The following is a 12,023-nucleotide window of genomic DNA, read 5'->3' as shown; positions in this document are numbered from 1 at the left end:
GAGTCTGGGCCGTGTCTCAGTCCCAGTGTGGCCGTTCACCCTCTCAGGCCGGCTACCGATCGTCGCCTTGGTGAGCTATTACCTCACCAACTAGCTAATCGGACGCGGACCCATCCAAGAGCGGATTGCTCCTTTGGTTGTCCGGGGATGTCCCCAGACAACATTATGCGGTATTAGCAGCCCTTTCGGGCTGTTATCCCCCACTCTCAGGCAGGTTATCCACGCGTTACTCACCCGTCCGCCACTAAGCGAATCCATCGAAACTTCATCGCTCCGTTCGACTTGCATGTGTTAGGCATGCCGCCAGCGTTCGTCCTGAGCCAGGATCAAACTCTCCACAAAAATGTAGATAAGCTTGAGTCAAGCTCTTATTGATAAAGTTTTCTTATCAAGTCAAGACTTCTTGTGACAGAAGTCATCCACTCGTAAGAAGTTGTCCATTCTTCCCGCTTGCGCGGGTCAAATTGACTTTGGTTTCGCACGCTTTTGCTTACAACTGTTTGATTTTCAAGGACCAAATTTTTCTTCCCGTTTACCGGGGCGAGAACTATAATATCATGCTTGCAAAACTAAATCAACTGGTATTTTAAAGAAATTCTTTCGTTTTTCTATTAAAACCGTTAGACTAGTCTGCCCACCTAGATACTGCTGAACGTATAGCCCTATGCTTGAAAGCAGGCCATTCACTCAACTCGGCAGCAACAGATACGTAGTTTAGCAGTGAAAACACCTAAAGTCAAATGGAATGTTTTGGCACAACCGTTTGCGTTTAAGAATCTCCCATCATCCCGCTTAACCGCCGGAGAATATCTTCAGCCCGACGAACCATATCGGGGCAAGTGTCAAACAGCGGCTGTCCTTGCAGATCTGCCTGTACCGCCTCGGTCGTATATGGGTATAGACCAAGCAGCGGGATATCTCCCAAGGCATCTTGAATAACCACAGGAGATACTTCGCCGACTTTGTTGGCCACAGCATAGACCTTTTTTACGCCTAGATCTTTGGCCATATGGACGACCGATCGGGCTGTGGCAAAGCTGCGCTGGCCAGGTTCCACGACGACGATGAAAGCATCAACCCCTCTGGCCGTACCCCGTCCTAAATGCTCTAAACCGGCCTCCATATCAACAACTAGAGCGTCACGATCATCCAGAACCAAATGCGAGAGCAACGCCTTTAGCAGCGTACTTTCGGGACAATAACAACCGGCCCCCCCGCTCGGAGCAGCCCCCATCTGCAACAGCTTGATCCCTCGATGGGCAATTACGTACTTTTCCGGAATATCCTCGACGGTCGGATTGAGGCTGAACCACTGCCCCGAAGTACCCGGTTCCGCACCGGTCCTTTCCTTGATTAGCTTCCTGTCTTGAGCGATCGTGATCGACTTCTCCATTAAGTCCGTCGGGAATCCCAAGGCCATACCGAGGTTGGCATCGGGATCGGCATCGACAGCAAGGACCTTGTTTCCCTGATTGGCTAAGATATAGCAAAAGAGAGAGGCCAATGTGGTTTTCCCGACGCCGCCCTTGCCTGATATGGCGATTTTCAGTCCTTTTTGTTCCACTACAAATCCTCCTTGATCCCGTTGGTACGTTTTATGTCGCTCGTTTAAACTCCTCATTCTCTGGGGAGTTAACTTATTCCTCCCCAATATTTTGACAATCTTTCACCTGCATCACCGTTTCGACAAAGTCTTTTCTTTCTATTGGACAGGCCTGCACTCAATTGATACAATTTTTATAGTTGTAATTAAAGGGGAAAACCAAATGGGCGCTTTGCTTCGGCCATTTATGAAATGGCCAGGAAACAAATATCAAATTCTTCATCACATTCTACAACGACTGCCTGCAGGTCGACGACTGGTAGAGCCTTTTGCCGGTTCCTGCGCCCTGTCACTGAATGCTCCCTTTGATAGCCATCTTATATGTGATATCAATGCGGATCTAATCCATATGTACCAGTCGCTGGTGACCCAACCGGATGCTTTTATTGAAGAAGTCCGGGCACTCTTTTGCCCGGAAAATAACCAAGGGGAGACGTATTATCATTTTCGGAATAAGTTTAACGAAACAGAAGATCCTTATGAACGGGCGATTCTGCTCATTTACTTAAACCGTCATGGCTACAACGGTCTCATGCGGTTCAATCAACAAGGAAAATTCAATGTCCCCTTTGGCCGGTATACAAAGCCCTATTTCCCTGAGAAAGAGTTGCGGGCCTTCGTGGAGCGCCTTTCACGGGCCCAATTTTTAGTGCTTAATTTTGAAGATGTCGAAGCGCTAGTTCAGCCAGGCGATGTTTGCTATATGGATCCTCCCTATCTGCCGCTTTCTTCGACGTCTAACTTCACGACTTACGCCACCAACGGCTTTTCCTTCGTCCAGCAAGAGAAACTCGCCCGCCTATGTGAACGATTGGCCCAAAAAGGGATCCCAGTCCTGCTCTCGAACCACCACACCACAGAAGCCCGAGAGTTATACAGCGCCTCCGATATGCAGTTGATTCAGGTCCAACGCTTCATTAGCCGCGACGGAAACAACCGGAACAAGGTGGAGGAAGTGTTAGCCCTCTTCACGCAGGAATCGGTATCTAGGCACGGAGGTGAACCCGGTGGTCAAAGGGACGCTGCCTGGTAAATCGCAAGGCAACCAAGCCAACAGCACTGGCAATACCTTGGAAAGTGTCGTGCTCAGTGTCCTTGGCAGCAAAGGTTTCACTGCCGTCCGATACCGTGACTACATATCCTATGTGGAACGGTTTGGGCAAGCCGCCGCCGATGCGCACTATGGGCAGGAATTACTCCTTCAAAACGTGCCGTACCGAAGTATCTATGGACATAATGGCAATACGGAGTTTCTTCTTCGTTCCAGCTGTTGGAGTTGCCATATCCGCATCGAATGCAAATGGCAACAAACCGCCGGCAGTGTCGATGAAAAGTACCCCTATTTATATTTAAACTGTCTAGATGCCATGCCAGAAAAAGAAATTCTCATCTTGTTAGACGGCGGTGGCGCTAAACCCACTGCCGTGCAATGGCTCAAAGATGCCGCCCGGCAAAAACTCTATGCTGTTACGCCAGAACAGCAATCTAAAAATATTAGGGTGATGAACCTTGTCGAGTTTGTCACATGGGCAAATAAACGGTTTCGCTAAGTCTGCTTCGGCAGGCTTTTTTGTCGGCAATATGGTCGGGTCATCTATTTTAGAAGAATGCTATCCAAATGCCACCGATGATGATCCCCCATAGTGGTACGCTCAGCAGTATCGCTACCAACAGGCCTTTAAAAAAGGCCATCGGGCAATCGTCCATACTTCACACTCCTGGAATGAAGTATGGACGGTTGCCCGATGGCATAAACCCTCGAAAAGATGCAATCGCACACTCGGTGAACTTCCGATTACTACGTTCAGTGTTTCAAACTATCCAACAACAGTTGTACCGTCCGCTCCGTTTGAAACTTCATCTGTGCGATCATCGCTTGGGCCACTTGGGCTAAGATACTATGACGAGTATATTCGAGAATCATCTTGGCGAGATCGGCATCTCGGATGCGCGATTCAGCGGCAGTGAGGTTTTCCGATGATGTGGTGAGGTTATTGATGGTATGCTCTAACCGATTTTGTGTGGCCCCCAAACGGATTCGTTGAGATGAAACTTTTTCAATAGCTCCGTCCACAATCGTAATGGCTTCACTGGCGCCTTCCGAAGTCCCAAGTTTTGCGAGGAGGTCGTTCAAGCCTAAGGTACTTTTATCAGCGGCATCGATAGTTAATCCCATAGACTGACCACTGTTGGCACCAATCTGAAAGTGTTTATTTGTAAAAGTACCATCCAACAGTTTTATGGTGTTAAACTGCGTGTTATGCGCGATATCGTCGATTCCCTGCAGAAGTTGATCCACTTCTTCGGTGATCGCTTGGCGCTCTAACGGTGTGAGTGTATCGTTCCCCGCTTGGACGGACAATTCACGGATCCGCTGCAGTATGCTGTGGCTCTCATTGAGTGCCCCTTCCGCCGTTTGTACCAGCGAGATGGTGTCTTGCGCATTTCGTACGGCCATGTCTAGTCCCCGGATCTGCGCACGCATCTTTTCTGAAATAACCAGCCCCGCCGGATCATCGGCTGCCGTGAGAATCCGTAGGCCAGAGGAAATTCGGGCGATATAGTACCCTTGCATTTCCGTGTGGTAGTTAAAATACCGGCACGCTTGCATAGATCCAAGAAAACTAAGGTTAAACATCAGACGCCCCCTTTCGAAGGTGTCGATTACGAAGATCATCCTTATCCATTGTATCGACAACAGAGCTACGTCGCTTTATGTCTTTGGTCCTAAATTGGGTCTTTTAATTCGCCTTGTCGCGATCCCATTCATTGTTTAGAATTGTATATGCACGTATACAGGAGGTTAAGGAATTGAACAACACCGACAAGGCTTTTCTGTCCAAAAAATCCGCACTACAACTTCCCATCGTCATCGCGAACGTCGCTATGCTGATAGCAGTACTCTTTTGGGGACTCTCTTTTATCAGCATCAAAGAAGCTGTTGCCGAGGTGCCGCCGATCACCTTGGCCTTACTCCGGTTTGTGATCGCTTCCATCTTGTTATGGATTGTGGTGAAAATCAGCGAGCCCGGTACACGGCTCGATAAGTCGGACCGAATCCCCATGCTCGGTGCTGGTGCCATGGGGATTACACTCTATTTCTTCTTCGAAAACAGCGGCATTAAACTGACGACCGCCTCGAACGCTTCCTTGATTACGTCTGTCGTTCCGGTTCTGGCCATCATCATGGATATCGTCATATACAAAACCCGCGTATCCCTTATCCAAAGCATCGCGATCATCGCCTCATTATTCGGTACATATCTCTCGGTCACCGCGAACGGGCAAGTCGACTTTACATCGGATACGTTTCTTGGCAACCTGCTCGTTTTAGGCGCCATGGTCTCCTGGGCTGTCTATACGATGCAAAACAAGTCTCTTTCTTCCAAATACTCGGGATTATATCTCACCATGATTCAGACCCTTTTGGGCACTGCCCTCTTGTTCCCCTTATCGCTGCTCGAACGGAATGAGTGGCAGCCTTTTTCTTATGTCGCTTTCGGCCACATCTTGTTTCTCGCCGTGCTCTGCTCGGCCGCCTGTTATTTTCTCTATAATTACGCCTTGCCTAAGTTGGATGTGACCGCAACGACACTGTACTTAAACCTGATCCCTATCGTCGGTGTCATCGGAGGTTATGTCTATCTCAACGAGACGATCATACCCATCCAACTGATTGGCGGCGCCATCATCATCATCTCCATTTTACTGGTGACCTGGGAAAAGACTTTTCAGAAAAAGACTCGTCCATGACGGGCGGATTAGAAAATTCTTGAATCAACTATGAAGCGCGTAGACACAAGCGTTATGGAGCACCCTCATGCCTGCCTTCTCGGCCGCTTCGACAGCTTCAGCACTATCGGCTCCCGGTTGAAACCAGGCATAAGTGATGCCCAGTCGACTGCTTTCCTCGACCAGTTTTAGACTCACTTCCGGCGGCGTCACCAGGTTAATGACCTGAGGAATTTGCGGCAGGTCTTTGAGTTCCGGGTAGGTTCGATCGCCATCGACCTCTTTTACGGCTTTATTGAGCGCGTAAACCCTGTAGCCTTTGTCTTTTAGTTTGCGGTAGATCTTGTAGGCCCATTTTGTTTCGTTCCGAAAAGAACCGGCCACGACCCAGACTTTCTGTTCCAGCATAGATGTGATCAAGTCTTCCATCATACACACCTCAATTAAGTTTTGAATCCTCTGTTTATCATAACAGAAAATTACTTTTCCAATAAGCTTCTCCAGACCTAAAAAATCCATCCTATGTCATTCCTCTGCCATTTAAGGAGATGACCGTAAGACTTATACGCTGGAATTGTCACACAGGGAATTATTAAAGGGGCTATAAGAGTTTCACACTCTTATAGCCCCTTGTACTTTACTTAAAACGCCTTTGCTTTAGCTAACGCTTGATCCAAATCTTCGATGATATCATCCACGTTCTCCAGTCCGACAGAGAGTCGAATCATCCCAGGAGTGATCCCGGCCGCTAAGAGTTGTTCATCGGTGAGTTGCCGATGGGTCGCACTAGCCGGATGAAGAACACAGGTCCGGATGTCTGCCACGTGGACGACGTTAGAGGCGAGTTTCAAGCTATCCATGAATGTAATCGCCTTTTCTCTTCCGCCCTTAATGGAAAAGGATATCACTCCGCTGCAACCTAAGGGGAGATATTTTTTCTGCAGTTCATGATATTTATTTCCCTCTAATATTGGGTAGTTGACGAACTCGATATCTTCGCACTGGTTTAGATATTGAGCGACTTTTTCGGCGTTTCGGCAGTGTTTTTCCATCCGGACAGCGAGCGTTTCCAGGCCCAGATTGAGCAAAAAGGCGGCGTTCGCCGACGGATAGGTTCCAAAGTCTCTCATGAGCTGAACTCTCGCTTTGACGATATATGCGGCTGCGCCAAAGTCTTTGGTATAGGTTACTCCATGATAGGATTGATCCGGTTCCGTAAACTCTGGAAACTTCCCATTGGTCCAATCGAACTTTCCACTGTCGACGATTACTCCGCCTACTTGAATGGCATGTCCATCCATATACTTTGTGGTCGAGTGAATGACAATGTCTGCACCGTATTCAATAGGTCTGCAGAGAATCGGTGTCGCAAACGTATTATCGACGATCAGCGGCACCCCATTGGCGTGGGCAATACGAGCAAATTTCTCGATATCCAATACAGCCAGTGCCGGGTTGGCGATGGTTTCGCCGAAGACCGCTTTCGTATTGGGACGAAATTCTTTTTGAATTTCCTCTACAGAAGCATCGGCATCGACGAAGGTACATTCAATACCCAGCTTTTTTAGTGTTACGGCGAAGAGATTGATCGTTCCACCATAAATAGTGGAAGCGCTGATAAAATGGTCTCCCGAATTCATGATGTTCAGCAAACTGATCAAAGAGGCCGCCTGTCCCGAAGTTGTACATAATGCACCGACGCCGCCTTCTAATGCGGCGATCTTTTCTTCTACGGCAGCCACGGTAGGGTTGGAGATCCTTGAGTACATATGACCTTCCGCCGTGAGGTCAAAGAGCTTGCCGATATGTTCTGTGGAGTCGTAGGTGTATGTAGTGCTTTGGTAAATCGGTAGGGCTCTCGGCTCGCCATTACCTGGCTTGTATCCCTCGTGTAGGCATTTCGTTTCGATTTTCATGTTTTACCTCCATATGTTCAAAATTAGTGACTAATGTTCTTTGACGAATTAACCCCCTTTATAGGGTCTCTATGCAGAAGAGGGTGAAGAGTTTGAAGATACTAATTTGGCAATAATTATAACTCCCCCTAGAAGGGAATACAATCAGAACGCTATGGTCGTTCTTCATTCCATATCTTTACCGAGTCCCTCTGGTTGGGGATGGCTGTTGTTCGAGTGGTTGATTATCCACCGTTGTTTATAAAAAATAAAAAAACAACGTCTAAATTAATTCAAACGTTGTTTTTATCGGTTTTATGTATGGCGGAGAGGGTGGGATTCGAACCCACGAGACGCTGTTAACGCCTACCCGATTTCGAGTCGGGCGCCTTCGACCAACTCAGCCACCTCTCCGTATGAGCTATTTAGTTAAAACTACTTTTCCCGCAAACGTCGAAAGAACGCTTGCATCAACTCTCGGGCTTCTTCTTCCCGAGTACCCGAGACTACTTCGACCCGATGGTTGGTCCAGCGGCTTTCTAAGATATTAAAGCAGGTGCCTGCGGCACCGCCTTTTAAGTCCATCACGGAAAAGACCACTCGGGGAATGCGTGCGAGCACTATCGCACCAGCACACATCGGACAGGGTTCTACTGTAACATAGAGTGTCGTGCCTGTCAACCGCCAACCGTTTAAGTTCCGGGCCGCCTCTTGAATGGCCAGCACTTCCGCATGGGCCACCGGATTTTTATCGGTTTCCCGAAGGTTATATCCACGTCCGACGACTTCGCCATCTTTAACAATGACACAGCCGATCGGCACTTCACCCTGTGCAAAGGCTTTGCGGCCTTCTTCTAAAGCCAATCCCATGAACTTGTGGTCATCGGCAAACACTGGAGACCCCTGCTTTCCGGCTGCCCGGCGGATTCTATCGATAACACCTTTATCAGGCGATGCATTCCTGGTGCCCCCGGAGAGAATCGAACTCCCGACGACAGGGCTTAGGACGCCCTCGCTCTATCCACTGAGCTACGGAGGCAAGAATCGAAAAGGAGAATGGCGCGCCCGGAGAGATTCGAACTCCCGACCTGCTGATTCGTAGTCAGTTACTCTATCCAGCTGAGCTACGGGCGCACATGTTACCGGCACTCTCGCACCGCAGGAAATAGTATACCAGTTAATTCGACGAAAAGTCAAGAACTGCTCCGCTCCAAATCCTGGGCGTAGCCCTTATTGCTCCGAACCGATACTTAACCTGCCTATTATAATAGGCTACTAATACTACATTGATTATCCTTGACTCAGTATTGACTCAGTACCTACACAGGCAACTGTACGGGAACATTTTTTCAATTGGCAATCCCCAATCGGACCTTCCGCCATATACTGAAGCAAATGTATGTCACGGAGGTGGTCCCTTGCTCATTCATACCGTAGGGCCAGGCGAGAACCTTTATGCCATTTCCCGCCGCTATGGCGTCACCATTGACGATATCCAGCGAGCCAATCTGTTGCCCAATCCGGGCCAATTGATCGTCGGCCAGTCCATCGTTATCCCGATCACTGCTCAATCCCATACCGTCCGTCCCGGCGATACCCTATTTACACTAAGTCAACGATATGGCGTGACGCCGGAAGCGCTGGCGCAGGCCAACAACATCCCTGTAACCGCTCCTTTAATTCCCGGGACCGTTCTGCGCATCCCCCAGCGGGAGAGAACCCCCATTGAGGTCAACGCTTATTTGGAAATCATGGGAGAGCGGGGACGGCAGATCACCTGGGATGTGGGCTTCTTCCTCACCTATATGAGCTTTTTCAGTTATCAGGTCAGAGCGAATGGCGATCTCGTTCCCATCGATGATCAGGCGGTGGTCAATGAAGCCTTAAATCAACGCGTGGCGCCGTTGATGGTCATTACGAACTTCGCCGAAGGCACCTTCAGTTCCGAGATAGCCCATGCCGTTTTTACGGATCAAACGGCACAAAACCGTCTCTTTGCTAATATTGAATCCACCCTGCGTACCAAAGGATACCGTGGGTTGAATATCGACTTCGAGTACATCTTCCCGGAAGATCGTGAACTATACAACCAATTCCTCCGGCGGATCGTCGATCGTTTCCGTCCTCAAGGCTACCTGCTTTGCACGGCCGTAGCCCCCAAAACAAGCGGCACGCAAACAGGAACTCTCTATGAAGCCCACGATTACCCTGTCCATGGACAGTTGATGGACTTTGTCATCTTGATGACCTATGAATGGGGATGGTCTGGCGGTCCGCCGCTCGCCGTGGCTCCGATCCCTCAAGTCCGGCAAGTCCTCGACTACGCCACCACGGTGATTCCTTCCAATAAAATCATGATGGGAATGCCGCTCTACGGCTATGACTGGACCCTCCCCTACGTTCCGGGAGGACAGTGGGCCCGAAGCATCAGTCCCCAGGATGCGATTCGTCTCGCCCTTCGCTACAACGCCGCCATTCAATATGACCCTCAGTCCCAGGCGCCTTTCTTCAACTATTATGATGAACAGGGAAGAGAGCATATCGTTTGGTTTGAAGACGCCCGGAGCGCCCAGGCCAAATTTGACCTGGTGAAAGCCTACAACCTGCGTGGGGTCAGTTACTGGGTCTTAGGGGGCGATTTTCCGCAAAACTGGATTCTCTTGGCCGATAACTTTACCATTCGAAAAATCGTTTGATCTCATTGGGTTCCTGATGTATGAGATACCTATATATAGCAAAGGCCCCATCCCTCTTCTCGGCGGGAATGGGGCCTCTGCATATGGATTATGTAAACGGCTCCTACCTTCGACTCTCACGTGTGAACCAAACTGTCGATCAGTTCCTGAGCTTTCGAGTCCATGTCCATCAAGATTTCTAATTGATCGTCAAACTCCTCCCACATCCCCGCGTAACCGTTCACCTTTTCATCCAGTTCTTTTAAAAAACCCGCAATCTCATGGATGCTTTGGGAGATCTCATGGAGTGATCTTCCAATTTGATCGGCAGCCCCATTGGAGTTCTTCGATAAGGCTTGAATTTCTTTAGCCACAATCGAGAACCCAGCCCCATCGGCACCGAACCGGGCCGCCTCGATGGAGGCATTGATTCCCAGGAGATTCGTCTGTTTGGCGATTTTCCGGATAAAGTCCAACACTTTTTCGGTCTGATAAGAGTTTTGGTTCGCCTGTTCGGCGTTACTGCGAACTTCTGCGATGATCGTCACCAATTGCTGGACCGCCTCAGCAATCCCTCGGGAGCGGTTTTTCAGATCCTCTGTGACCTCTTTGACCTGCTGAAGCAAGCCTTCGATCGACACTTGCGTCGAAATATTGTAACCAATCCCTAGTGCGCCAAGCACGTTCCCCTGTTCGTCGCGAATCGGTATAGTTTTTCCGAGAAAAGGTACGCCATAGGCTTCATCTGGAATTCGCAAGGACGAGGGCCTACCTTGGAGGGCATCCTGCATTGACTGGTCTTCTCTGGGAACAGGCGTGCCCGGTTTTACACCAAGGTTGATGGTCTTACTCGGAACATAGGCCAAAAACTTTTCCTGGTCTACAACCCCGATCATAGCATCATCAAGCATAACTTTTCCAAAAAAGGGGGCAGCTGCAGCAATACTTTCCATAAGGGAGATGGTCTTACTTTCTTCCTGGCTCATCGGGTGCTTCTCCTTCTTTCTGTAATCTTAGCTAATTAGCTGTCCATGTAAAACCACGGGTTGTATTTCTATGTTACCACTTCTAAAAGTTACCTTCCATGAATAATTTGAATAGTTTGCCGATACTTATTCCCTCGTTTGGACCTACTCCATGCAAAGATATGGAAAGCCCTCACGAGGTAAAAAAATACAAGCCTCACCGCTTGTATTTAACAAAATCTTATTTTTCTTTTTACTGCAAAACCAACGGTACCAGCCGTTCTGCCATCAGTTGATACCCTTCCGCATTAGGATGAAACTTGTCTGCGGCAAGGTAGTCTTCCACCTTCTGGGGAAATAAATCAAAGGTAGGTACGAAGGTCGTCTTCGGAAAACCAGCGCATACCTCAGCGCTGGCGGCATTCCAGTTCCGGATGACCGATGAAGTCAATAGCTCGTAATCCATGTCACTGAAGGGATTGTACAAGCCGACATAAAAAATATTTGCATCCCCATTTATACTTCGAAGTTCTGAGAGAATTGCCGTAAGGTTTTGGACATATTTGGCCTTATCCTTTTGGATCTCTGAAAAGTTCAGATTGGCTAGGGATTGACCTCCGTTCAACAGATCGTTTCCTCCGATGGTCATTACGATGATATCGGCCGACTCCACCTGTTTTCGAACTTCCTTCTCTTTGAGCCGTACGAGCAACTGGTCCGATTTTTCTCCGTTCACCGCGATATTCGATAGAGAGACCTTGTGACGAGAGTTCGCTTTCAATCGATCCACCAGATAACCTACGTACCCTTTCCCCGAGGGGTCTCCCGTTCCTCGCGTTAGAGAGTCTCCCAAGGCGAGGACCCTAAGATTCTCTTTGTTCACGACAGATATCTTTGGCACCTTGGAGGTGTCTTTCTCCGCTGTCCTGTTCATCAGCGTTTTTATCGATATATCCTGAGAGCCACCCCAGAGGGACCATCCTAGCCCGAGAAGACCGATCATGCAGATAGCGGCGGTCATCGATGTAAATACTTTTGTCCATTTTGCCTTCAACATCATCGCCTACTTTTTGTTTAACATTAATTATCAAGTCGTCGTATCTTATTATAATAAAGAAAGAGCGTTAAAACAAATTTTGTTTCAAACGCTCTT

The 12,023-nt window shown here is 48.7% G+C and carries 11 protein-coding genes, 3 tRNA genes and 1 rRNA gene; 4 read left to right on the top strand and 11 right to left on the bottom strand.

Going from position 1 to position 12,023, the window contains the following annotated elements; translation table 11 throughout:
• Positions 1-342: ribosomal RNA gene (locus H1S01_RS17515) — 16S ribosomal RNA — on the bottom strand; the annotation flags it as partial.
• Positions 343-769: 427 nt separating this feature from the next.
• On the bottom strand, positions 770-1,564 hold the full coding sequence (locus H1S01_RS17510) for a nucleotide-binding protein (RefSeq protein WP_188041683.1): 795 nt from the start codon (positions 1,562-1,564) through the stop codon (positions 770-772).
• A gap of 202 nt (positions 1,565-1,766) precedes the next feature.
• Between H1S01_RS17510 and H1S01_RS17505 the strand changes: the two genes are divergently transcribed.
• The gene (locus H1S01_RS17505; protein WP_188041682.1) at positions 1,767-2,636 is read left to right on the top strand and encodes a Dam family site-specific DNA-(adenine-N6)-methyltransferase; all 870 of its coding nucleotides are present in this window, start codon (positions 1,767-1,769) and stop codon (positions 2,634-2,636) included.
• Positions 2,611-3,153, top strand: coding sequence for a PD-(D/E)XK nuclease superfamily protein (locus tag H1S01_RS17500; protein ID WP_207732405.1), 543 nt, complete (start codon positions 2,611-2,613; stop codon positions 3,151-3,153). Before H1S01_RS17505 ends, H1S01_RS17500 begins: the two co-directional genes overlap by 26 nt.
• Positions 3,154-3,407: 254 nt before the next feature.
• Here H1S01_RS17500 and H1S01_RS17495 read toward each other — a convergent pair whose 3' ends face one another.
• On the bottom strand, positions 3,408-4,241 hold the full coding sequence (locus H1S01_RS17495; protein ID WP_188041681.1) for a flagellin N-terminal helical domain-containing protein: 834 nt from the start codon (positions 4,239-4,241) through the stop codon (positions 3,408-3,410).
• 173 nt (positions 4,242-4,414) lie between these two features.
• Between H1S01_RS17495 and H1S01_RS17490 the strand changes: the two genes are divergently transcribed.
• Positions 4,415-5,356, top strand: a complete 942-nt coding sequence (locus H1S01_RS17490; RefSeq protein WP_243237418.1) for a DMT family transporter — start codon at positions 4,415-4,417, stop codon at positions 5,354-5,356.
• A gap of 24 nt (positions 5,357-5,380) precedes the next feature.
• On the opposite strand, the gene H1S01_RS17485 is transcribed toward H1S01_RS17490, so the two are convergent.
• The 6 genes from H1S01_RS17485 to H1S01_RS17460 all read right to left on the bottom strand — a co-directional run bounded on the left by H1S01_RS17485 (position 5,381) and on the right by H1S01_RS17460 (position 8,364).
• The gene (locus H1S01_RS17485) at positions 5,381-5,764 is read right to left on the bottom strand and encodes a CoA-binding protein (protein ID WP_188041680.1); all 384 of its coding nucleotides are present in this window, start codon (positions 5,762-5,764) and stop codon (positions 5,381-5,383) included.
• 212 nt (positions 5,765-5,976) lie between these two features.
• Complete coding sequence (locus tag H1S01_RS17480; protein WP_188041679.1) at positions 5,977-7,251, bottom strand: O-acetylhomoserine aminocarboxypropyltransferase/cysteine synthase family protein; 1,275 nt, start codon at positions 7,249-7,251, stop codon at positions 5,977-5,979.
• 301 nt (positions 7,252-7,552) lie between these two features.
• A tRNA-Ser gene (locus H1S01_RS17475) sits at positions 7,553-7,644 on the bottom strand.
• A 21-nt stretch (positions 7,645-7,665) separates the two neighbouring features.
• Positions 7,666-8,124: a nucleoside deaminase gene (locus tag H1S01_RS17470; protein ID WP_341479134.1), complete on the bottom strand. Its 459-nt coding sequence runs from the start codon at positions 8,122-8,124 to the stop codon at positions 7,666-7,668.
• Between the two features lie 68 nt (positions 8,125-8,192).
• Positions 8,193-8,269, bottom strand: a tRNA-Arg gene (locus H1S01_RS17465).
• 18 nt (positions 8,270-8,287) lie between these two features.
• Positions 8,288-8,364 (bottom strand) — tRNA-Arg (locus H1S01_RS17460).
• 284 nt (positions 8,365-8,648) lie between these two features.
• Between H1S01_RS17460 and H1S01_RS17455 the strand changes: the two genes are divergently transcribed.
• On the top strand, positions 8,649-9,926 hold the full coding sequence (locus H1S01_RS17455) for a glycoside hydrolase family 18 protein (protein ID WP_188041678.1): 1,278 nt from the start codon (positions 8,649-8,651) through the stop codon (positions 9,924-9,926).
• Positions 9,927-10,042: 116 nt separating this feature from the next.
• On the opposite strand, the gene H1S01_RS17450 is transcribed toward H1S01_RS17455, so the two are convergent.
• Positions 10,043-10,891, bottom strand: coding sequence for a methyl-accepting chemotaxis protein (locus H1S01_RS17450; RefSeq protein WP_188041677.1), 849 nt, complete (start codon positions 10,889-10,891; stop codon positions 10,043-10,045).
• Positions 10,892-11,123: 232 nt separating this feature from the next.
• Positions 11,124-11,924, bottom strand: coding sequence for an SGNH/GDSL hydrolase family protein (locus tag H1S01_RS17445; RefSeq protein WP_188041676.1), 801 nt, complete (start codon positions 11,922-11,924; stop codon positions 11,124-11,126).
• Positions 11,925-12,023: the final 99 nt, after the last annotated feature.

The sequence above is a fragment of the Heliobacterium chlorum genome, from assembly GCF_014502795.1.
In the GTDB taxonomy this organism is placed as follows: Bacteria; Bacillota; Desulfitobacteriia; order Heliobacteriales; family Heliobacteriaceae; genus Heliobacterium; species Heliobacterium chlorum.
The sequence above is the reverse complement of the archived record's forward strand: the minus strand, read 5'-3'. Positions and strand labels throughout refer to the sequence as shown.